This is a genomic window from Ralstonia sp. PBBBR1 (genome assembly GCF_002256165.1).
GTDB classification, from domain to species: Bacteria; Pseudomonadota; Gammaproteobacteria; order Burkholderiales; family Burkholderiaceae; genus Ralstonia; species Ralstonia thomasii.
On record NZ_NKIL01000008.1, the window covers coordinates 51446 to 73636 of the forward strand.

General features: G+C 63.7%; 22 protein-coding genes. 12 read left to right on the plus strand and 10 right to left on the minus strand.

The window, feature by feature from the left end; all coding sequences use genetic code 11:
• Positions 1–205 precede the first annotated feature (205 nt).
• The 5 genes from CFE42_RS15900 (at position 206) to CFE42_RS15920 (ending at position 6856) form a co-directional block, all read left to right on the plus strand.
• Positions 206–2827: a TonB-dependent receptor gene (locus tag CFE42_RS15900; RefSeq protein ID WP_004631205.1), complete on the plus strand. Its 2622-nt coding sequence runs from the start codon at positions 206–208 to the stop codon at positions 2825–2827.
• Between the two features lie 20 nt (positions 2828–2847).
• A complete protein-coding gene (locus CFE42_RS15905) occupies positions 2848–3921 on the plus strand; it encodes a beta-propeller fold lactonase family protein (protein WP_004631203.1) in 1074 nt (357 codons plus the stop codon).
• Positions 3908–4483 carry a cytochrome b/b6 domain-containing protein gene (locus CFE42_RS15910; RefSeq protein WP_004631202.1) on the plus strand — a complete coding sequence of 192 codons (576 nt, stop codon included), beginning with the start codon at positions 3908–3910 and terminating at the stop codon, positions 4481–4483. Before CFE42_RS15905 ends, CFE42_RS15910 begins: the two co-directional genes overlap by 14 nt.
• A 214-nt stretch (positions 4484–4697) precedes the next feature.
• Positions 4698–6452, plus strand: a complete 1755-nt coding sequence (locus CFE42_RS15915; RefSeq protein ID WP_004631200.1) for a PQQ-dependent methanol/ethanol family dehydrogenase — start codon at positions 4698–4700, stop codon at positions 6450–6452.
• Between the two features lie 71 nt (positions 6453–6523).
• A complete protein-coding gene (locus tag CFE42_RS15920) occupies positions 6524–6856 on the plus strand; it encodes a c-type cytochrome (RefSeq protein WP_004631198.1) in 333 nt (110 codons plus the stop codon).
• A 75-nt stretch (positions 6857–6931) separates the two neighbouring features.
• Here CFE42_RS15920 and pqqE read toward each other — a convergent pair whose 3' ends face one another.
• The 5 genes from pqqE to pqqA form a co-directional block, all read right to left on the minus strand.
• Positions 6932–8134: a pyrroloquinoline quinone biosynthesis protein PqqE gene (gene pqqE, locus CFE42_RS15925; protein ID WP_004631196.1), complete on the minus strand. Its 1203-nt coding sequence runs from the start codon at positions 8132–8134 to the stop codon at positions 6932–6934.
• Positions 8106–8378 carry a pyrroloquinoline quinone biosynthesis peptide chaperone PqqD gene (pqqD, locus tag CFE42_RS15930; protein WP_004631193.1) on the minus strand — a complete coding sequence of 91 codons (273 nt, stop codon included), beginning with the start codon at positions 8376–8378 and terminating at the stop codon, positions 8106–8108. The genes pqqE and pqqD overlap by 29 nt, the downstream gene beginning before the upstream one ends.
• Positions 8359–9069, minus strand: coding sequence for a pyrroloquinoline-quinone synthase PqqC (gene pqqC / locus CFE42_RS15935; protein ID WP_004631191.1), 711 nt, complete (start codon positions 9067–9069; stop codon positions 8359–8361). The genes pqqD and pqqC overlap by 20 nt, the downstream gene beginning before the upstream one ends.
• Entirely contained in the window at positions 9066–9983 is a 918-nt protein-coding gene (gene pqqB / locus CFE42_RS15940) for a pyrroloquinoline quinone biosynthesis protein PqqB (RefSeq protein WP_004631190.1), read from the minus strand. Before pqqB ends, pqqC begins: the two co-directional genes overlap by 4 nt.
• A 143-nt stretch (positions 9984–10126) precedes the next feature.
• Positions 10127–10201, minus strand: a complete 75-nt coding sequence (gene pqqA / locus CFE42_RS15945) for a pyrroloquinoline quinone precursor peptide PqqA (protein WP_009277446.1) — start codon at positions 10199–10201, stop codon at positions 10127–10129.
• A gap of 103 nt (positions 10202–10304) precedes the next feature.
• Between pqqA and CFE42_RS15950 the strand changes: the two genes are divergently transcribed.
• On the plus strand, positions 10305–11249 hold the full coding sequence (locus tag CFE42_RS15950; protein WP_004631188.1) for an alpha/beta fold hydrolase: 945 nt from the start codon (positions 10305–10307) through the stop codon (positions 11247–11249).
• Here the strand turns inward: CFE42_RS15950 and CFE42_RS15955 are convergent.
• A complete protein-coding gene (locus tag CFE42_RS15955; RefSeq protein WP_004631186.1) occupies positions 11235–13253 on the minus strand; it encodes a sigma-54-dependent Fis family transcriptional regulator in 2019 nt (672 codons plus the stop codon). The genes CFE42_RS15950 and CFE42_RS15955 overlap by 15 nt on opposite strands.
• A 267-nt stretch (positions 13254–13520) precedes the next feature.
• Here CFE42_RS15955 and pedF point away from each other — a divergent pair, with 267 nt between their 5' ends.
• Complete coding sequence (gene pedF / locus CFE42_RS15960) at positions 13521–14006, plus strand: cytochrome c-550 PedF (RefSeq protein ID WP_004631184.1); 486 nt, start codon at positions 13521–13523, stop codon at positions 14004–14006.
• A gap of 95 nt (positions 14007–14101) precedes the next feature.
• A complete protein-coding gene (locus CFE42_RS15965) occupies positions 14102–14983 on the plus strand; it encodes a transporter substrate-binding domain-containing protein (RefSeq protein ID WP_004631182.1) in 882 nt (293 codons plus the stop codon).
• An 89-nt stretch (positions 14984–15072) separates the two neighbouring features.
• Here CFE42_RS15965 and CFE42_RS15970 read toward each other — a convergent pair whose 3' ends face one another.
• Together CFE42_RS15970 and CFE42_RS15975 are read right to left on the minus strand one after the other, a co-directional pair.
• Positions 15073–15513: a hypothetical protein gene (locus CFE42_RS15970; protein ID WP_238563796.1), complete on the minus strand. Its 441-nt coding sequence runs from the start codon at positions 15511–15513 to the stop codon at positions 15073–15075.
• 327 nt (positions 15514–15840) lie between these two features.
• On the minus strand, positions 15841–16662 hold the full coding sequence (locus CFE42_RS15975; RefSeq protein ID WP_004631178.1) for a MipA/OmpV family protein: 822 nt from the start codon (positions 16660–16662) through the stop codon (positions 15841–15843).
• Between the two features lie 222 nt (positions 16663–16884).
• On the opposite strand from CFE42_RS15975, the gene CFE42_RS15980 reads away from it, so the two are divergent.
• A complete protein-coding gene (locus CFE42_RS15980) occupies positions 16885–18612 on the plus strand; it encodes an alkaline phosphatase family protein (RefSeq protein WP_004631177.1) in 1728 nt (575 codons plus the stop codon).
• 61 nt (positions 18613–18673) lie between these two features.
• Here CFE42_RS15980 and CFE42_RS15985 read toward each other — a convergent pair whose 3' ends face one another.
• On the minus strand, positions 18674–18946 hold the full coding sequence (locus CFE42_RS15985; protein ID WP_004631175.1) for a hypothetical protein: 273 nt from the start codon (positions 18944–18946) through the stop codon (positions 18674–18676).
• A gap of 410 nt (positions 18947–19356) precedes the next feature.
• Here CFE42_RS15985 and CFE42_RS15990 point away from each other — a divergent pair, with 410 nt between their 5' ends.
• The 3 genes from CFE42_RS15990 to CFE42_RS16000 all read left to right on the plus strand — a co-directional run bounded on the left by CFE42_RS15990 (position 19357) and on the right by CFE42_RS16000 (position 20651).
• A complete protein-coding gene (locus CFE42_RS15990) occupies positions 19357–19581 on the plus strand; it encodes a hypothetical protein (RefSeq protein ID WP_004631173.1) in 225 nt (74 codons plus the stop codon).
• Positions 19582–19720: 139 nt separating this feature from the next.
• Positions 19721–20278, plus strand: coding sequence for a MerR family transcriptional regulator (locus CFE42_RS15995; RefSeq protein ID WP_037044188.1), 558 nt, complete (start codon positions 19721–19723; stop codon positions 20276–20278).
• Positions 20181–20651 carry a carboxymuconolactone decarboxylase family protein gene (locus tag CFE42_RS16000; protein WP_004631171.1) on the plus strand — a complete coding sequence of 157 codons (471 nt, stop codon included), beginning with the start codon at positions 20181–20183 and terminating at the stop codon, positions 20649–20651. Before CFE42_RS15995 ends, CFE42_RS16000 begins: the two co-directional genes overlap by 98 nt.
• On the opposite strand, the gene CFE42_RS16005 is transcribed toward CFE42_RS16000, so the two are convergent.
• The gene (locus tag CFE42_RS16005) at positions 20591–21907 is read right to left on the minus strand and encodes a hemolysin family protein (protein WP_004631169.1); all 1317 of its coding nucleotides are present in this window, start codon (positions 21905–21907) and stop codon (positions 20591–20593) included. The two genes, CFE42_RS16000 and CFE42_RS16005, sit on opposite strands and share 61 nt — an antisense overlap.
• Positions 21908–22191 lie beyond the last annotated feature (284 nt).

Consider the following 22191-nt stretch of genomic DNA (forward strand, 5'->3'; position numbering starts at 1 on the left):
CCAGCCGCTGACCTGCGAGGCAACGACCCCGCAGGCAAACAAGAAGAGGAGACATGGCCGTGTGCCAACCATTTGCCCTGCCGCAACGCGCGCAGGTGTCACCCCCATTGCCGCTGATTCCCTGCCGGGATTAGCCACCGCCACGCCTGTTCTCTGGGATACGTATACCCGAGACCCGCGAGCGAGAACATCGGGGAGACACTTCGTGCATTCGCCTATCAGCCGTTCGGAGAAGAGCGCCAGCCGTGTGCGCAACGCCGCACCGTGCCTTGCAGGCGGCGTGGCTGCGCTCACTGCCTCGGCGCTTTACTCGCCCGCGTTTGCCGAAGACCAGATCGTGGCGGTGGCATTGCCGACCGCGCAGGTCGTCGGCTCGACCCCGATCGACAGCATTGGCGTGCCGCTGTCGCAGTTTCCTGCCAATGCGCAGCGTGTGAGCGCGAAGGATGCGCGCGAGCAACGCAATTCGAACCTAGCGGACCTGCTGAACGACAACCTCGGGCAGGTCAGCATCAGCAACGGGTCGGGCAATCCGTACCAGAACGACATCAACTATCGCGGGTTTCAAGTGTCGTCGCTGCTGGGCGTGCCGATTGGCGTGTCGGTCTACTTTGATGGCGTGCGGATGAACGAGCCCTTCGGCTCCATCGTGAACTGGGATCTGATTCCTATGAACGCGATGTCCAGCGTCAACATCCTGCCGGGCTCCAACCCGATGTTCGGCCTCAACACACTGGGCGGCGCGCTGGTCGTCAACACCAAGAACGGGAAGGACAACGCCGGCACGTCGATTGAGGCGCTGGGCGGGTCGTTTGGCCGCCGTGCGCTGAGCTTTGAGACCGGTATCGTCGACAAGGCTCACGGCACCGATTACTTCGTCGCCGGCAACTTCGACCGGCAGGACGGCTTTCGCGAACACTCGGGTTCGAACGTCAAGCAACTGTATGGAAAAGCGCGGTGGCACGGCAACGACGGCGCTACCCAGCTCGAGCTGTCGGCCGCACTTGCAGATACGTCGCTGAGCGGCACGCAGTCGTTGCCGATGGACATGATGGCGAACCGCAGCGCCGCCTATACGTGGCCCGACACCATCTCAAACCGGATGGCGCTGCTGAACCTGAAGGGCAGCCATTGGTTGAACGACACCAACCAACTGGCCGGCAGCGTCTACTACCGCAAGGCCAGCCTTCACAACGTCAACAGCAACGCACAGCTGGATGACGGCTGCTTCAACGACGACGGCTCGCTGGCAACGACCGCTGCAGGTGGCACCACCACGTACAAATGCGCGAACAAGGCGCCCAACGGCACGGCAGTCAATGCAGTGACCGGCGCGAATGCGCTTGCGCTCGGCTACGGCCGCTGGACCAACGCCATCAATACCAGCGTCGTCGATTCCGCCACGCATGAGGACACGGTGGGCACGTCCCTGCAGTGGTCGAACTTCAGCCAACTTGCGGGACACGACAATACGTTCACCTTCGGTGGTGCGTTCGATCATTCGCGCATCACGTATGACCAGACGACCTACCTGGCACGGTTGATCAACTATCAGACAGTGGTGAGCCCGAACCAGACATACGGATTCACCGCCAATGGATCGGCACCGTCGACATCGAACCCCGCGTTGTTCACGGGCAGCAACGTCATTGGCGCGGTCAACCTGTCGTCCAACGTCAACAACTTCAGCCTGTACTTCACCGATACGTTGAGCGTGACGGAGAAGCTGAGCGTGACTGCCTCTGGAAGCTTCAACTACACAACGCTCAACCAGGGCGGCGCCAACAATAAATACCTGAACGAAGACGGCGGTTACTCCTGGACGGACCAAGTATCGGGCGTGTCGTACTACAACCCCGGCTACGCGAATGCCTATCGGTACTCGAATGCGGGATCGGGCGCGGCAACCGCTCCGAACGGTGTCCCGCCGGGGGCGGTGGCCGGACCGGAAACCAACAGCCTGGCCGGCTCGCATCGCTATCGCCGTTTCAACCCGGCGCTCGGGTTCAACTACGACCTGGGCGCGGGGCAGGGCATCTTCGGCAGCTACAGCGAATCGATGCGCGCTCCGACATCGATTGAATTGTCTTGCGCCGATCCGAACAGCCCGTGCTCGCTCCCCACGGGGTTCAACGGCGATCCGGACCTGAAAGCCGTGGTAGCCAAAACCATCGAATTCGGCGGCCGCGGAAAGCTGGGCAAGTCCACCTACTGGAGCGCGGCTGTCTACGACTCGCGCCTGAGCAATGACATCCAGTTCATCGCCACGTCAAACACGTACGGCTACTTCGCCAATGTCAGCAAGACCGAACGGCGCGGCATGGAACTGGGCGCCAGCACGAAGATCGACAAGTGGTCGTTGTCGGCCAACTTTGGTTATGTCGATGCGATCTACAAGTCGGCATTCACCACGGCGAGCGGGCAGCACGTGGTCAGCGGCAACAAGATCCCGGGCATCCCCGCGAAGACGCTCAAGCTCGGCGCATCGTACGCCTTCAGCCCGAACCTGTCGATGGGCGGGAACGTGATCCTGGTCAGCAAGCAGATCGCACACGGCAACGAAAGCAATGCCGACCCGAACGGCGAGGTGGCCGGCTACGGCCTCGTCAATCTGAACCTGCACTACAAGCCGACGCGAAACCTCGAGATTTCCGCCTACGTCAGCAACCTGTTCAACAAGCGCTATTCCACGTACGGCCTGTCGGGCATGCGGAGCATCTACACGTTGGCGAAGCAGCAGTTCATGACGCCGGCACCGCCGCGCGCGATCTGGATTGGCCTGACGTATTCGTTTGGAGGCAAGGCCGCCGGTGCCGATGCGGACTGAGCCGCCCATAAGAGACCATCATGAAAGCACTGACCTACTACTTCCGGATCGCCACGTTGCTTTGCGTGGGTTGGGTATCGACCCTCCAGGCGGTTGCCGAGGTGTCGGATCCCGTCGCCTACGTCACGAATCAGGGCGGCGGTGTGACCGTGCTCAATGCACGCACGCTCAAATGGCTTGACGAGATTGCCGTGGGCAAGGATCCGCGCGGCCTCGCTGTCACGCCCGACGGCCGCTGGTTGCTGACGGCCAACCAGGGCAGCGCCGATGTGTCGGTGATTGACACAGGCACACGCAAGGAGATCAAGCGCATCGCAGTCGGCAGGAATGTCGAGTTCATGCGCATCTCGCCCGACGGCCGCCGGGCGTTCGTCACCTACGAGCCTTCGTCGGAAGGCGGGCCGCCGGGCAAGAACGACCGGGCCGTGAAAGACGAGAAGGATGAGAACGATGAAGCCCCCGCCGAAGTCGCGATCATCGACCTCAGCCAGTGGGCCGTGGTCGGCCGCATCAAGGCCGCCCGCGAGACCGAAGCCATCGAGTTTTCACCGGACGGAAAGTTGCTGCTGGTGGCCAACGAAGGTGACAACACGGTCGGCGTTTATGAGCTGTCGACGCTCAAGCAGATCCGGCGGGTGGATGTCGCGCCATACGGCAATCGGCCGCGCGGCATCAAGATCGCGCCGGATGGAAAGACCTATGTGGTGACGCTGGAAAACTCGAACAACCTGTTGCTGCTGGATGCCGGTTTCAAGCCGATCCAGACCGTGCCCACTGGGCAGGGGCCATACGGGATCGCGTTTGACCGCGAGGGCCAGTACCTCTGGGTGGCTGCCAGCCGCGCTGATCAGTTGCAGGTGTTCGATGCCCGCACCTTTGCGCAAGTGGCCGCCATTCCGGTCGGCAAGCGTTGCTGGCATTTCAGCTTCACGCCGGGTGATCGGAAGCTGCTGCTTGCCTGCGGCCGCTCGAACACTGTGCAGGTGATCGACCCGCAGAAGCGCGAGGTCGTCGATACGCTCCAAGGCTACAAGTTGCCCTGGGGTGTGGTGACGTATCCAACCTCGGTGGGCAGCCTCGATGCGCCGCGCTGATCGACCCGCCCACGCATCCGCGCCGGCCTACGCGGCCCTGCAGATCGCGTTGCATTGGGTGAGCGCCTCGTTGCTATGCGGCTTGTTCGCGCTGGGCTTCTACATGACCGGTCTGGCCAAGGGCGCACCGGGGAAGGCGGTCTTGGTAAATCTGCATAAATCGCTCGGGCTGACGGCGGCGCTGGTCATCGCGTGGCGCGTGGTGGTGCGCGTCAGCCGTGCTGCGCCACCGTCCATTCCGGGGCTGTACTGCTGGGAGACGGAGCTGGCGCGCACTACGCATCGCCTGCTCTACATGTGCATGGTCGTGATGCCTGTGTCGGGCTATCTCGGGTCTTCGTTCAATCCATACGGAACGCGCTTCTGGGGCGTGCCGCTGCCGCGCTGGGGTTGGGTCGACAGCGCACTGCAGCACATGTTCTACACGGTGCACAGCACGACGGCCGATCTGCTGCTCTGCCTGGTGGTGCTCCACGTTGCCGGGGTGATCAAGCACCAGTGGGTCGATGCGCGGAGGTGCGTGCAGCGCATGTTGCCGGGCCAGCGCACGCGCGCGCTGTAAGCCGCTGTCTTTGCTCGGGCTGCGTTCATTGCGCTGCTCCATTTCGCAACAGAACAAACGATGTGTTGCGGTATGGCACGCAACACCGCACTGCAAGTCGCGTGAAACCGCGATTTCACGGCGTTTTTCGATGGCACGGGATTTGCCCTGAGTCCGACCGGTGTGACATCACACTGCCGGACCTGGACCATAAAGAGAGGTAGAGGAGACAAGAATGAGGACACTACGAGTGATTGCACTTGCGGCTGCCATGGTGGCTGCAAGTGTTGCCGTGCACGCGGCAACGCCCCCCGTTACCGATGCCATGATCGAGAACGATGCGAAATCGTCGAACGACGTGCTGACCTGGGGCATGGGTACGCAAGGGCAGCGCTTCTCGACGCTCACCAAGATCAACACGAAGAATGTCAGCCAGCTTGTACCGGCATGGTCGTTCTCGTTTGGCGGTGAGAAGCAGCGCGGTCAGGAATCCCAGCCGCTGATCTACAACGGCAAGATGTTCGTCACGGCGTCGTACTCGCGCATCTATGCGATCGACCTGAAGACCGGCAAGAAGCTGTGGAAGTACGAGCAGCGTCTGCCGGAGGGCATCATGCCCTGCTGCGACGTCGTCAACCGCGGCGCCGCGCTGTACGACAACCTGGTCATCTTCTCCACGCTGGATGCGCAGCTGATCGCGCTCAATCAGGACACCGGCAAGATCGTCTGGAAAGACAAGATCGAGGACTACGCCGCCGGCTATTCAACGACCGCCGCACCGCTGATCGTGAAGGGCATGGTGCTGACGGGCGTGTCGGGTGGCGAGTTTGGCGTGGTCGGCCGTGTGGAAGCGCGCGATGCCAAGACCGGCCAGTTGATCTGGTCGCGTCCGACGGTCGAAGGCCACATGGGCTACAAGTACGACAAGGATGGCAACAAGACCGAGAACGGCATGACGGGCACGCTCAACGCGAGCTGGCCCGGCGAGACGTGGAAGACCGGTGGCGCATCGACGTGGCTGGGCGGCACCTACGACCCGCAGACCAACCTGGTCTACTTCGGCACCGGCAACCCGGGACCGTGGAACAGCCATCTGCGCAAGGGCGACAACCTGTATTCGTCTTCCACGCTGGCCATCGACCCGGACACCGGCAAGATCGTCTGGCACTACCAGAACACCCCGAACGACGGCTGGGATTTCGACGGCGTGAACGAGTTCGTGACGTTCGACATGGACGGCAAGCGCGTCGGCGGCAAGGCTGACCGCAACGGCTTCTTCTACGTGAACGATGCGAAAACCGGCAAGCTGCTCAACGCGTTCCCGTTCGTGAAGGTCAACTGGGCCACCAGCATCGACCTCAAGACCGGCCGCCCGAACTACGCACCCGACCACCGTCCGGGCGATCCGGCCCAGGCCGCGGGTGAAGAGAAGAAGGGCAAGTCGGTGTTTGCCGAGCCCGGCTTCCTGGGCGGCAAGAACCAGATGCCGATGGCATACAGCCCGCAAACCGGGCTGTTCTACGTGCCCGCCAACGAGTGGGGCATGGACATCTGGAACGAACCCGTGAGCTACAAGAAGGGCGCCGCCTACCTGGGAGCTGGCTTTACCATCAAGCCGCTCAATGAGGATTACATCGGCGCACTGCGCGCGATCAATCCGAAGACGGGCAAGATGGAATGGCAGATCAAGAACAACGCGCCGCTGTGGGGCGGTGTGATGACAACTGCCGGTGGCCTGGTGTTCTGGGGCACGCCCGAGGGCTATCTGAAGGCGGCCGATGCCAAGACCGGCAAGGAGCTGTGGCAATTCCAGACTGGCAGCGGCATCGTCGCGCCGCCCGTCACCTGGGAAGACAACGGCGAGCAGTTCGTGGCCGTGGTGTCGGGCTGGGGTGGTGCAGTGCCGCTGTGGGGCGGTGAAGTGGCCAAGCGCGTGAACTTCCTGGAGCAGGGCGGTTCGGTCTGGGTGTTCAAGCTGCACAAGAACTGACGTGCGTGGTTGAGCGCTGTGCGCCCTTTGCGGCGCGCAGCCTCTCGCACAGCTTCAAGGAGTTTCAGATCGTGATCATGCGCAATGGAGTGTTCTCGCTGCTGGCCGTAGTGTCTGCAGCAATCGGGGCGGCGCCCGCCCACGCCGCGCCGGACATGCAGGCCCTGGCCGACAAGAGCGGCTGTTTCTCGTGCCACAGCATGCATACCAAGATCGTCGGCCCCGCCTTTGCCGACGTGGCCGCCAAGTACAAGGGCGATGCCGACGCGCCCGCGAGACTGGCGCAGAAAGTGCGCGAAGGCGGCAAGGGTGTGTGGGGCCGCATCCCGATGCCCGCGCACCCCAACCTCAAGGAAGACGAAGCGAAGCAATTGGTGGCCTGGGTGTTGAGTTCAGGCTCCTAGGCTTCTACGTTGCTCGCCGGGGAAAAGGAAGAGGGCCGGCATTGTCCGGCCCTTTCTCTTCTCCAGGATTGCGTTCTATGGTTGCGTGAGCCGGCGCGAATTGGCATCGGTCCGGAACACGATGGGGACCTCGCCGGTGCGGGTGTCACGCATCTGTCCGAACCCGTTCATCGCAGCCATCCGGCCTTGCAGCACCACCTTCTGAAGCGCACCGTGATCCGCCGATTTTCCGCACACCGGGTCCGTGCGCGTCGCATCGCCCGTCAACAGATAGGCCTGACAGCGGCAGCCGCCCGCATCTTCTTCGCGCGACTCGCATGATTGGCACGGCTGCGGCATCCAATGCGTGCCGCGAAAGCGCTGAAAGGCGTCGCTGCTTCGCCAGATATCGCGCAGCGGCTGATTGAGCACGTTGGGCAGCTCCAGCCCCGGCAGCATGCGCGCAGAGTGGCAGGGCAACGCAACGCCATCCGGCGCGATGCCGAGGAATGTCGTGCCCCAGCCGTTCATGCACTTCTTTGGGCGCTGCTCAAAGTAGTCCGGCACGACGTAAAGCAATTGGCATCGGCTGCCGATGCGGGTCCGGTAGTCGTTCACGACGGCTTCGGCGTCACGCAGTTGCTCCAGGGTGGGCATCAGCGCCAGGCGGTTTTCCCATGCCCAGCCGTAGTACTGCGTGTTGGCAAGTTCCAGGTATTCGGCGCCGATCTCCAGCGCCATGTCGATGATGGCGCCCACGTGCGGCAGGTTATGCCGGTGCATCACGCAGTTCATCACCATCGGATAACCGTGGGCCTTGATCAGATCCGCCACCTGGCGCTTCAGGTCAAATGTGCGCGTGCTCGACAGAAAGTCGTTCAGCTCCCGCGTGGAGTCCTGGAACGACAGCTGGATATGGTCGAGCCCCGCAGCGCGCAATGCGCCAAGCCGCGCATCGGTCAGGCCCACCCCAGATGTCACGAGGTTCACGTAGAACCCGAGCCCATGCGCATGCGCGACCAGGGTTTCAAGATCCTTGCGCAACAGCGGCTCGCCGCCCGACAGGCCGAGCTGCACCGCGCCCAGCGCCCGCGCCTGGGTGAACACATCGCACCACTGTTCGGTGGAGAGTTCCTGATCGTGCCGCGTGTAGTCGACCGGGTTGGAGCAGAAGGCGCAATGCAGCGGGCAGCGATAGGTCAGCTCGGCCAGCAGCCAGAGCGGCGGACCGGGTATCGGCGTAGCTGCCGGCGCGAGCAGCGAATCGGCCTCAAACGAGCCAGCCGCGTTCGAATGCATGTTTGACAAAGGCGTGGACCTCCGGAGCGATGCCCTGCACGCCAAAGGCGGATTGCAGGTCGTCGATCAGCATGTCGAGGGTATGGGCACCGTCGCAGCGCTGCAGGATCGCGGCGGCGCTGTCATTGAGCGTGACCATGCCTTCGGGGTACAGCAGCACCCAGCTTTGCTGCATGTCTTCCCATTGCAGCCGGAAGGTCCGGTGCAGCGTGGGGTGGGCCGGATCAGACAAGGGAGGGCTCATGTGCGTGGGCCTGTTGGATGGCATCGAGCATCGACCAGAGGATGTCGAGCTTGAACTGCAGGATGTCCAGCGCACGCAGTTGCTGCTCCGGCGTGCGGAAGTAGTCGAGTGTCACGCGCAGGCCGTGCTCGACGTCGCGCGAGGCCAGCGGAATGCGCGAGCGGAAGTACGCCAGCCCCTCCGGCTGCACCCACGGATAGTGCTCGGGCCAGCCGGCCAGCCGTTCCTTGTGAATGTCCGGCGCGAACATCTCCGTGAGCGAGGAGCACACTGCTTCCTGCCACGGCGCGCGGCGCGCAAAGTTCACATACGCATCCACCGCAAAGCGCACGCCCGGCAGCAGATGCCGGTGAGACCACAGCGCGTCGCGCGTCAGGCCCACGGCAACGCCTAAGCGCACCCAGCTCTCGATGCCGCCCGGCTGCGCATCGTCGCCGTCGTGGTCGTGGATGCGGACGATCCACTCGCGGCGCGTTGCCCGGTCGGGGCAGTTGGACAGGATGGCCGCATCCTTGAGCGGGATGTTGACCTGGTAGTAGAAACGGTTCGCAACCCACGTGCGGATTTCCTCCGGCGTGCATTCGCCAGCGCGCATGCGCAGGTTGAACGGATGATGAATGTGATAGCCCGCCTGCTTCGCGCGCAGCCGTGCTTCGAACTCTTCGGCCGTCCAGGCAACAGGATGTGTCATAGCGAGATTTCCATGCCGTCGTAAGCCACCTCGATGCCGTGTGCTTCCAACTCCCGGCGCTGCGGCGAGTCTTCATCGAGGATCGGGTTGGTGTTGTTGATGTGGATCAGCACCTTGCGCGTGGCCGGCAGCTGGTCGAGCACGTCGATCATGCCGCCGGGGCCGGATTGCGCGAGGTGGCCCATGTCTGCTGCCGTCTTGGTGGAAAAACCGAGGGCGAGCATCTCGTCGTTGCGCCAGCAGGTGCCGTCCACCAGCACCACGTCGGCCGCGCCCATTTCGTCGAGCACATGGGGTTCGACACGGGCGAGACCCGGCGCGTAGAATGCACGCCGGCCGCTCTTGCGATCGACGATGCGCAGGCCGATGTTGTCGCCCACGCGGCGCGCGTTGCGGCTGGGCGAGTAGGGCGGCGCCTTGCTCTCCAGCGGGATCGCCGTCAACGCCACGTCGTCGAGCGGGGGCACCGAGAACGCCGTGCCGTCCAGCGCGAGCGCGCGCGTGTCGAGACCGCAGTAGTGCGACAGCATGCGGGTGAGCGGGAAGGCGGTGGACAGATCGCTGATGACCGCTGCGCTGGCATAGACGGGCAGCGCTTGCCGATGTTCACGCAGCATCAAGAGGCCCGTCACATGGTCGATCTGCGCATCCATCAGCACGACGCCCACGATGCCCGTATCACGCGGCGTGCGTGCCGGTTGCAGCGCTGGCGAACTGCGCAGTTGCGCGAGGATGTCCGGCGAGGCGTTCACCACGAGCCAGCTGTGTTGGCCGTCGCCGAGTGCGATGGACGACTGCGTGCGCGGCGTGGCGCGCACGGTGCCGCGCCGCACACCGTCGCAGTTGCGACAGTTGCAGTTCCACTGTGGGAAACCGCCGCCGGCGGCCGAGCCGAGAACCCTGAGTATGGTCATGATGCAAATCCAACGTGTCGGGGCGGATTGAGCAAGAAGTCGGCCAGGGGATGGCGGGAAGGCACGCGCGCCTCCAGGCGGAAAAAAGCCCGCCGTGAAGAACCGGCGGGCTCGTGGAGCCTTGCGTGCTCAGCCGCGCAGTGTCAGCGGTTGGCGATGTACATGGTGATCTCGAACCCGAGTCGCAGTTCGGTGTAGGCGGGGGTCGTCCAGTTCATGTCTCCTCCTTGAGGGTTGGCATAGTTAGTGAATGCACAGCGTTGTTCAGCGGCTGCACAGGCGTTTGCCGAACGCAGCCGCATCGTCATCAAGGCAACATCCATGCCCACCTCCGACTGGCCAACCACATCCGCCCGCTTTCACCTGCGCACGCCGGACGGCCACTGCCTGCATGTGCGCCAATGCGGCCCTGACAGCGGAGAACCGTGGCTGGTGCTGCATGGCGGCCCGGGCAGCGGCTGCGCGCCTTCGATGGCTGCGTGGTTCGATCCGCTGCGGCATCGCGCCGTGCTGCCGGACCAGCGCGGTGCCGGGCGCTCGCGACCCGCCGGCACGCTACGGCGCAATACGGTGACGGCGCTGCTGGCCGATCTGGAGCAACTGCGCATTGCGCTCGGCATTGCGCGCTGGGGCGTGGTCGGTGGGTCATGGGGCGCAGCGCTGGCGTTGGCCTATGCCGATCGCTTTCCCCATGCCGTATCGGCGCTGGTGCTGCGCGGCACCTTCCTGACCGGTTTCGACGATGTGCAGTCGTTGTTCAACGCGCGCGGCGCCGGTCGTGATCTCTTGCGAGGCGTCGGTGGGCGAGGTGAGGGTTTTCCTGCGGCCCGTGGTCGCCTTCGCGTTGCAACAGACATGTTGCAGCCTGGTACAACTGTTCAGAAATTGAACATTGCCACGGCATGGCAGCGTGCGGAACATCGGCTGTTGGGCCTGCGGCCGCTGGCACGTCGCCAAACCTGGCAGCAGCGCATGGCCCTCTTGCGCAAGTACCAGTTGCAGGCGCATTACCTGCATCGGCGAGCAGGGCTGGGGAAGGCAGCGTTGCTGCGGGCGGCCACGCGCATCGGGGCGAGGGGTTTGCCGGTGACGCTGCTGCATGGGCGGGAAGACAAGGTTTGCCGGCCCGGCAATGCGCTGCGGTTGTCTGTAGCGATCCCGCATGCGCAGTTGGTGTGGGTGCCGGGTGGGCACCTGGCGGTGGGTGAGATGGCGAAAGCGCTGGGCGCCGCCATCCGTGCGTCGGGGTGGTCAGTCGGTGTCTGAAGGCAAGCCGCCGGCCTCGTCGATCCGGCGGTAGATTGTGTTGCGCGAAATGCCGAGCGCTTTCGCAGCGGCGGAAATGTTGCCGTTGTGCGCCTGCACGGCCGCCATGATCGTCATGCTTTCCACATCGGCAAGCCGCTTGGGCTGCGTGCCGCCCACGTTTTGAGTGACAGGCGGTACAGCCGCTGCCGATGCCACCGCATTGTCGGGAGACGGCTGGTCGCCATGACGCGCCTGCCAGTCTTCAAGAAAATCGTCGGGCAGATGGTCTTCGGTGATTTCCGGAGCGCCTTCGGCCATCAGCCGGGCGGTGCGCAGCAGATTGCCGAGCTGGCGAATGTTGCCGGGCCAGTGGTAGCTGCGGAACATCTGCATCACGGCTTCGCTGATGGGGGGCGCGTCGGCTTGCTCGAGTTTCAACAGCTTGTCGGCCACCACATCGAGGTCGCTGCGCTCGCGCAATGCCGGCAGGCGCACGACCAGGCCGTTGAGCCGGTAGTACAGGTCTTCGCGGAACTGCCCGCTGGCCACCATCTCGCGCATGTTGCGGTGGGTGGCGCACACGACTGTCACATCCACCTGGATCAGCTTGTTGCTGCCCAGCGGTGAGACCGCACGCTCTTGCAGCGCGCGCAACAGGCGCGCCTGCAGGTGCAGCGGCATGTCGCCGATCTCGTCCAGGAAGAGCGTGCCGCCGTTGGCGAGCACCATCTTGCCGATGCCGCCCTTCTTGCGCGCGCCGGTAAAGGCGCCTTCTTCGTAGCCGAAGAGTTCAGATTCGATGAGCGCTTCCGGAATCGACGCGCAATTCACGGCGATGAAGGGGCCGGCGTGGCGCGGGCTGTCGGCGTGGATGGCGCGCGCAAGCAGCTCCTTGCCCGTGCCGGTTTCGCCCAGGATCATGACAGGGATATCCTTGCCGATAACCTTGCGCAGCTTGCCAATGACGGTCTGGATCTGCGCGTCGCCGGTGTCCAGCGCCTCCAGGCTGGCCGGCTGCCGGATCGGCTCGATGTAGGCCCGGCGCGGCGCCGCGTCGCGGTCAGTCGAGAGATCAGCGCCAATCGCGCCGCCCACCATGCGGTTGGCCGGCCGCTTCCATTCGACGCGCGCAAACACCTTCACGCCGCTGGGCAGTTGCAACTGCACGATACCTGCCGCTGCGGTGCGTTCGCGGTCGATCAACTGCGACATCGACAGCCCAAACAGCGACGAAAAGGTATGGGCATGCAGCGCGCGGATCGACAGGCCGAGCTGGAATTCGCCGCTGCGGTTGGCCGACAGGAAGCGCCCCGCCGGCGTGAAGGCCGCAATGCCCTCGACCAGTGTGCCGATGAATTCCGGGCGCGAGTGGAAGTGGATGCACACCACGTCCTGGAACGTGTTGGCAAACAAGTGATTCTCGATCATCTGCGCCGACATGCGCACCAGCGCCATGGTGTGCTTGTGGAAACCGCGATGGTCCCCCGTCACATCGAGCGCACCCACGGTGGCGCCGTACGGATCGAAGATCGGCGCACACGAACAGGTGAGGAACTGATTGGCCTGCAGGTAGTGCTCGGAGCCGTGGACCAGCGTTGGTTTAGCCTCGGCCAGCGCCGTGCCGATGGCGTTGGTGCCCCGGCTCGCTTCCGACCACAGCGCGCCCGGTTGAAGGGCCACCTTGCTCGCCTGGGCCAGGAAATCGTCGTCCCCCAGCGAATGCAGGATCAGGCCCGACGTGTCGGTCAGGATCACCATGCTTTGCGTGTTGACGATCTGGCTGTAGAGCGTCTCCATCACGGGGAGCGCGTGCGTGAACAGCGACTGGCTGCGCTCGATCTCGGTTTTCAGCTCGCTGTGCAGGACCGGGCAGAAGTCGGGCGACTCATACGGGCGCAAGCCGTAGGACTTGGATCGCTCGTGGGATTGCGCGATCAGTTCAGGCTGATCGTTCGGGGTGTCACCGAGCGTGGCCGGGGCGTTTTCGGAACCGCGCGGGTCGGCTGCCGCGTGAGGGGTCATGGTGTGTGTCTCCTTAAACCTCGCCCGCAATCTGTGTGCGGGTCGCCCGGATCGCCTGATTTAACCAGGGTGCGAACCGGAAGTGTTGCGCCATGAAGCAAGACCCTTGCCAGGGTGTTGCATTCCTGAGCACCTGTGCCAACCCTCGCATCGGATAACCGGCGCGCTTGGCGGATGCAGGCCGGGTTTGGCGGCAGGTTCGCGCCTTGGTATGGCTCTTGCAGAAATGGCTCCAAAAATCGTTTCAACGACAACTAGGAGACACTCTTGAAAACGCCTCGCAATTTGCTCGCGCTGCTTTCTGCCTGCGCACTTCTGGCCGGCGGATTGCCCGCAGCCGCATCCGCTCACGGCGATGTCACACCGCAGGCCGTAGACACGCACACCTTACCGCAACTCGGTGCCGATTGGCGTCAGGACAATCCATACCGGACGGGCCCCGCCCACGACGAAGCGCTGCGTATCGGCACCTCGGCGTTCAACCAGAACTGTGCGCGCTGCCACGGGCTGGAGGCCATCTCCGGCGGCATCGCCCCCGACCTGCGCAAGCTCGACACCGATTGCATGTCGCTGGCAAGCGCCAAGCAGAAGGAGGCTTGCTACGGCGAGGTGTCGCAGTACTTCACCGCCACAGTCCGCCACGGCCGCACCCGCGATGGCCGCGTCTACATGCCCCCGTTTGAAGGCGTGCTGACCCAGGAAGCGGTCTGGTCGATCAAGACGTATCTGGAATCGCGCCGCGTACAGGAGTAGTAGGTCGGCCTGCCCCCGTTGGCAGCTTTGCGAGCCGATGCTGTCCCTGCCTTCGTGTGCATCGGCTCGCTCATTTTTTTCACCAGGAGATTCTCATGAATGCCCGTATTCGGTTGACCGCGGTTGGGGCTTTCCGTCGCCTTGCCGGCCTCCTGCTTGCTGCGGCAGCCATGATGGTGAGCGCCGCGCCGGCACATGCCGACATGGCGAAGATCCGCCAGAGCGGTGCCCTGAAGGTCGCGCTGTACAAGGGCCTGCCGCCGTTCTCCGACAACGTCGGGGGCCAGTTCAGCGGCATTGACGTGGCGCTTGCCAATGCGCTTGGCAAGCAGATGGGGCTGTCGGCGTCGTTGCTGCCGTTTGATGCGGATGACGATGGCATGTCGGGCGACCTGCGCAACATGGTCTGGAAAGGGCACTACCTGGGGTATGGCCCGGCCGACGTGATGCTCCATGTGCCGGTTGACCCGAACTTCATTCGCCAGAACGACCAGGTGCTGATATTCGCGCCGTACCTTCGCGAAGGCTATGTGCTGGTGTACGACAGCGACCGCGTCCGCAAGGTCAGCAGTTTCGAAGACCTCGCCGGTCAGGCGACCGGCGCCGAGCAGGGATCGGGCGGGGCGAGTGCGCTGCTTTCCAGTGCCAACGGCGCGCTGCGCGACAAGGTGAAGATCTATCCGGAGGCCAACGAGGCGCTGCGTGCGCTGTTCTCCGGCCAGATTGCCGCGGCAATGGTGACGCGGGCGCAATATGAAAGTGCGCTGAAGATGCAGAATCAATCTGCCACACGGTTCGTGGCGACCGAATTGCAGTCGCCGCTGCTGCCGGCCCGCGGTTGGGCGATCGGCATGGCCGTCAAGGCGGATCAGCGAGAACTGGCGCAGGCGCTGGAGACCGCGCTCAATGCACTGCGCGCCAGCGGCGAGCTGCAACGCATCTTTGCGCAATACGGCGTGTCGGTGGTGGCGCCGTAGCCACCACCGCCAGCGCACGGAGCCGAACGTGTCGACGCACCTGACGCGGGGGCACTGCGGGCGGCTGGCCGCGCCGGCCAGCTCACGCGCTACGCCTTCTCCGCCGCGGCGTGCTTGGAGGGCAGCGCACTCACGTTGTCGTCGAACTGCGAATCCACGGGGATCTTCGAGAAGTGGTGGATCTTGGGCGCGTGCGAGTCGTCGGCCTGCGCGTCGTGCGGGTCGATGAACGACATCGCCGTGCGGCGCCGGAGCATATGCGAGTCGCGCGATTGCGATTCGCGCCACAGCTCGGCCGTGAACTTGAGACCGGCGCGCAATGCGTGGGCGCTTTCCTGCTTGCCCTTGCGCTGGTCGGACACGCGCTCGATGCCCTTCTTGACGACGTCTTCCAGGAATATGAGACGGGCGCGGTAGTAGTCCGCGTGCATTTGTGCATCCATCACGCGCTGCTCTGCCTGGTACAGCTCCATGCGCAATTCGCTTAGCGCGCGTTCGGCCTGCTTCTCGGGAGAGGGTGCGTGGCTCAAGGCCCAGTTTGCAATCCACCGCAACATGGTCAAGCCCTCCTGTCTTGCGGTGTCCGCCGCCGGTGGGAAGACACCGTTCACTGCCCGTGCATTGATCGGAAGTGATCGCCGCTTTCCAAACAGACTAGCAAAAAAAACAGGGCGATTGCGCTAGTCCAGCCGCATACCTGTTGTGAAAAGGAAGCATGGTCCTTTTGGCTGAGAGGCGCGCGGGCCAAGTTCTGGTCTCATAAGCGGATTGCCTCGTGTGCACAGGTTTGCCACGCGAATTTCACCTCCATGCGCAAGCGATTGCGCACATCACCGCGCCCGATTCTGGGCGCGCTGTCAGCGGAACCGGTACGTGAGCGAGGCCATGGCCGTGGTCTGCTGGCGGCGCTGGGTGATCGGACTGTCTGCCGCATCGCCACGCAGCCGCGCCACCGTGAGCGACGCATTCGCCGTCCACCGATCATCGAGCTTGCACGTGACGATGGCGTTGAAGTGGATGTCCCGCAGCCCCGCATGCGTGGCAAATACCGGCAGGCCCGAACGCGCGCTCTGCCCATCGTCCACGCCAAAGAACGTACGCGTGTACTGACCGTTCGTCCACGACACGCCGGTGCCAAGGCTGAACAGCCAGCGGCCGACCGGCGCGCTCGCGTAGGCATCGGCGTTGGCGATCAACCCCTGGCGGTTGCCGAGGATGTCCTGCTCCGCATCGGTGGACAGCGTGAGGAACGACACCGTGTACTGCGCGAACGCCTTCGCGCGCACCGTGGCGTTGACATTGCCCAGACCATTCAGGTGCGCGTCGTCATGCGCATGGCGCCACGTCGGGTCGAACTGGAAGTTGCCGCCCACCTGCCATGTGTCGTCGTTGGCGAGGTACACGCCTGCAAAGTCCATCCCCTTGGAAAAGAAGCGATGCCGGTATTCGATCTCCTGATCGATCCACGGAAACACAAAGCTGGATTTCGCGCCCGGATATTTGGGTGACATGTAAATCGCCGGGCCGACAGCTACGCTCCAGTCGCTGGCTTCGGCGTTGTTTTCCGCGTTGGCGGCAGGGGCCGTCTGTGCCTGGGCAGCGCTGATTGACAACGCGCTAACCAAGACCAAGGAAAGACGGAGCAGAAGGCGGAGCGGGGCACGCGAAGGCAGCGGCATGAGCGAACGGAACTGGAGAGAAAAGCGATCGGATGGAACGACGGGCACGCCATTCTAGTGGAACCGCCCGAACGGTTGATGATGGTGCAAACGTTGGCTCATCCCGCCGACGGGCCGACGTTACATTTGTCATGCAAGCGACACGGGTGGGTCGCCGCGCGGACATACAACGAGGCTAGCGTGACCGGGCCGCCTGATGGCGGCAATCCAGAGGAGAAACCCGTGTCCCCCCAGAAAACTCTTGCTGTTGCCGTGCTTTCCACGCTGGCATGTGGTCTGTCTACACACGCGTACGCCGATGACGATGATGCGCGCCACGCGCACGCCAAGCATGTCCTGCTGATCTCGGTCGATGGCTTGCATCAGTCCGATCTTGACTGGTACGTCGGCAACCATCCGGGTTCCACGCTGGCGCGCCTCGTGCGCCAGGGCGTGAGCTACCGCAATGCGCGCACACCGTTCCCGTCGGACTCGTTTCCGGGCATGGTCGGCCAGGTGACTGGCGGCAACCCCAAGACCACCGGCATCTACTACGACGACGCTTACAGCCGCGGCCTGCTTCCGGCCGGCACGACGGCCGCCAACTGCCACACCACCAAGCCGGGTGCTGAAGTTTTCTATGCCGAGGTCATCGCGAAAGACCCGAACCGCCTCGACAGCGGCCAGGGCATCCCGGGCCTGTATGCCGATCTTTCGAAGATCTCGCAACTGACGGGCCGCGCGCTGGACCTGATCGATCCGGCGCTTCTACCGGTATCGCCCGTCACCTGCGCGCCGGTGTATCCGCACCAGTATCTGAAGGTCAACACGGTATTCGAAGTGGCGCGCAAGCACGGCCTGCATACGGCATGGTCGGACAAGCATGCCGCGTACGAAATCCTCAACGGACCGAGCGGCCAGGGTATCGACGATCTGTTCGCGCCCGAGATCAACAGCTCCGTGACCGACCCGTCGCTGCCGGCCGGGCCCGGCGCCGACTGGACGAAAGACAATACAAACACGCAGCGTTACGACAGCTTCAAGGTGCAGGCCGTGTTGAACTGGCTCAAGGGTCACGACCACGCCGGCAACGGCTCGCCGGGCGTGCCTGCCATTCTTGGCATGAACTTCCAGGCTGTGTCGACCGCACAGAAGCTGAACAAGTCGGCGTATTACCCGGACCCATCCAACACTGCCAACAAAGTGTCGGGTGGCCTGGGTGGCTACACCAACAATGGCACGGTGCCGGGCGTGGTCCTGCAAAGCGCGCTCACCTTCGTCGACAACAAGCTGGGCGAGCTGGTCAAGGCTGCCGACCCATCCAACACGGTGGTGATCGTGTCGGCCAAGCACGGCCAGTCACCTAACAGCCGTGCAGACCTCACCATCATCAACGACGGCGACATGATCGACGCGCTCAACTGCGCATGGGAAAAGTACGCTGCAACGTGCAAGGACGCGACCAAGCCGCATCTCGTTGCGCACGCGATGGACGACGACGGCATTCTGCTGTGGTTGAACGACCGCTCACCGGCCGCACTGCACTTTACGAAGCAGTTCCTGCTGGGCTACTCGGGTACAGGGCTGGGTTCGGATGCGGCGGGCAATGCCGTCGCCAAGCCCTTTACGCAAGCCGGCGCGAGCCGCTTTGTGCTGGGCGAGGAAGTGGCTGACTTCTTTGGCGCGAAGCCCAGCGATGATCGCGTTCCGGATGTTGTCGGTATCGCGCAGCAGGGCACGGTATGGGCCGGCAGCAAGCTATCGAAGATCGCCGAGCACGGCGGCTTCCGTCCGGAAAATCGCCACGTGCCGATTGTGGTGTGGGGAGCAGGCGTCAACGCTGGCATCGTGGACGAACGCGTCGACACCAACCAGATTGCGCCGACCATCCTCGGCGAGCTGGGCCTCAAGCCGCACGAACTGCAAGCGGTGCAGATCGAGGGCACGAAGCGTCTGCCGCATCTGCACTGATTCGGCTCGCGCTAGAAAAAAACGCCGGGAGATTCCCGGCGTTTTTCATGGCGCGACTGCCTTATTGCTTGGCGGGCGCAGCGGCCTTCGGTGCCGAAGCGGCGTCGGTCTTGGCTTCCGACTTGGCTGCAGCCTTGTGGGCCTTCTTGTGAGCGTGCTTCTTCTCGTGCTTGGCTTCAGCCTTCGGTGCCGAAGCGGCATCGGTGGTCGTCGCTGCAGCGGTCGCGGCCGGTGCAGGTGCGGCGGCCGGTGCGGAGGCGGTGCCAGCAGCGAACACGGGGGCTGCGAAGGCACCAGCAACGATCAGAGCGGCCAGGGATTGAGCGACTTTCATGTGAGACTCCTTAATCAGATACAAGCGGGAAATTGGGACTCCAGATACATGGATCTCGTCCCATTTGCGATCCATGCCTCCAAAAACGTCCCACACTGAGGTCGCGCTGACCGCCGTTTGTAAGCGTTCTGCCCACGGTGTAAGCGCGCGTAACAAGGTGGGTTTCGCGGCTTCCGATGTCAGTTGCGATGGGTTGAGACACATCAAGGCAACGCCACGCGCCTCGGCGTACCGTCAGGCTTCAGGTGGACAACCGCCGGTGCCTACACCACACTGCGTGTGATGCGCGGGCCATTCCGATGTCGGGTCGCGCATTGCATAGCAGGCGCGGAGCGCATTGGGTCACGCTCCATCCGACACCGGAAGCGCTACAAACGCTACAAACCAGTCTCTTCTACAAGGACAAAGCGATGAACAAGCTCCTGGCTGCCCTCGTGGCTGCAGTCTTCAGCGCCGGCGCATTTGCGCAGGCATCCGCACCGGCAGCGGCTCCAGCACCTGCCGCGGCCTCGCCGGCCCCCGCCGCGTCGGCACCTGCCGCGGGCGAAAAGGCAATGCAACATCACAAGAAGAAAAAGAAACGTGACCATCGTCCGAAGCAGCAGGACAAGAGCGCGTACGGCGTGGGCGGTTGATCTGCGGTAGCCCGCCGATTTTTCTGCACACCCAGGCGCCGGCCTCCGAGAAGGGGCCGGCGCTTTGTTTTGTGCGGGCCGGAAGAGTTCGCGTAAAGTCGCTTGACTTAGAGTGCGCTCTAACTTCTAAGCTCCGTTCATGACCACATTCCTGACCATCGCCCAAGTTGCAGAAGCCACCGGCCTGTCGACGCATACGCTGCGCTATTACGAGCGCATCGGCCTGCTCGACAGCGTGCAGCGGCGCGAAAACGGCCATCGTGTCTTCCGTGCCGAAGACATGACGTGGCTTGAGTTCCTGCTGCGCCTGCGCGATACCGGCATGCCGATCGCGCAGATGCAGGCGTACGCCGCGTTGCGGCGACAGGGCGACAGTCTGGAGAGTGTGTCGGCGCGCCAACGCCTGCTGGAGTTGCATGCCGCGGCGCTGGAAGCGGAGCTGCGCGCGCGGGCCGAAACGCTGGCCGTGCTGCGCGTCAAACTCGTTGTCTACGACGGCATCCGGGCACGGATTGAAGCCGCGGAAGGCGCGAAGGGCTCTGCTTCCCCATCTGTCAAATCGAAGCACCAGCCAAAACGCCAACCGAACGAGGACGCACATGACCCCGACCACGCACACCGCACAAGCCGCAAACCACGCCAATCTGCAGGACGACCGCTACGCACGGGGCTGGCAAAAGCTCAAGGAAGTCGATGATGTTGCCGGCGAGCGCGTGGTCGAGGCCTTGGCCGACATTTCGCCCGACCTCGGCCGCTACGTCGTCGAGTTCGGCTTTGGCGACGTCTATAGCCGCCCGGGGCTGACGCTGCGTGAGCGCGAGATCGCCACCATTGCCGCGCTCACGGCGCTGGGCAACGCGGCACCGCAGTTGAAGGTGCACATTGCGGCGGGGATCCACGTGGGGCTCACGCGAAAGGAGATCACCGAGACGATCCTGCAGATGGCGCTATACGCGGGCTTTCCGGCGGCACTCAACGGCATGTTTGCCGCCAAGGAAGTGTTTGCCGCTCACGACGCCGAGGGCGCGGCCGCCGCGAGCGGATCGATGCGCCGCGAAACCAGCAACTGATCGATCCGGTGGTTGTCGATGTCGAGCACTTCAATATGCAGTGGCCCGATATCGACGGTCTCGCTTTTCTTGGGAATACGCTTGAGCGCGTAGATGACCAGCCCGGCGAGGGTTTCGACGTGGTGTTCGCCGGGCAGGTCGTCGAGGTCGAAGGCGCGCTTGACGTCGCCCAGCGGCGTGACACCGTCGATCAGGCAGGAGCCGTCATCGCGGCGCACGATCTGCTCGTCTTCGCCCAGGTACAGGATGTCGCCCATTACCGCGCCGACAATGTCGTCGAGCGTCACCACACCCACCACCAGCCCGTATTCGTTGACCACCGCGCCAAAGCGCTCGTGCATCTCGCGAAAGCGCGTGAGTGCCTGTGACAGGTTGAGCGTGTCCGGCAGTACGAGCAGGTTCTTGTCGTAATGCTTGCTGATGTTGCGGATCACGGCGGAGGACTCTTCCGACAGGATCTGCTGCAGGATGTCCTTGGACGCGATGAAGCCGAGCACCGAGTCGATGTCTTCGCGGCAGACGAGGTATTCCGCGTGCGGCTGCGCGATGATCTTCATCTTGATTGACTCCACCGGCTCGTCCACCGTGAAGTAGATCACCTCGTCGCGCACGGTCATCACAGAGGTGATGGTGCGCGATTCCAGCTCGAACACGTTTTCGATCATCGCCAGCTCGTGCTTGCGCAGCACGCCGGCTTGCGCGCCCGCGCCCACCATGGCGGCGATGTCTTCGGTGGTGATCTGGTCGACGCGGTGCGTCGGTACGCCAAACAGCTTGAGGAACATGTCGGCCGCGCCGTTGAACAGCCATACCACCGGCCGCAACACGCGCAAGCACGACTGCATCGGGCCGATGATCGACATCGCACAGCGCTCGGGGTAAAGCACGGCCAGGCGCTTGGGCAGCAGATCGGCAAAGAGAATGAACAGCCCCGTCACGATGACGAAGCCGGCGATGCTGCCGATACGTTCGGCGCGGGCGGCCGGCAGCCAGTCACTCAGCCCCGCGGCCAGCGGCCCCGAGATATGGCTGTCGCCGATGACACCGGCCAGGATGGCCACCGCGTTTACCCCGATCTGCACCACTGTGAAGAAGTTGCCAGGCATGTCCTTGAGCTGCAGCACGCGCAGGGCGCGGGTGTCGCCGTCGTCGGCCAAGGTTTGCAGACGCGTGCGCCGCGATGCCGTGAGGGCGATTTCGGAAGCGGAAAAAAAGGCGCTGATCAGGATCAGCAGGGCAAGGAGGAGGGCGGACATGATGGCGGGGGCCGTCCGGGCAAGTCGCGTCGTTGCGCAGCGACAACTGCTCGGGCGCGTGAAATGTGGCTTCGGCTGATCATGGTGCAGCCCCAATCGCTTTGTCAAACCGCGGCGTGCGCGGGTGATCTCAAACAATTGTTTATGTCCGAGGAGGGTACCCGGTCATCAAAAATGTGGTTTGCCGTGTACCCATGGCATCGGCGATACTTCACCTTCGGACACATTGTCTCGGGATGCCTTGCGGGGCCTGCGTTTGCGGGCGGCAACCGTGAAGAAAAATA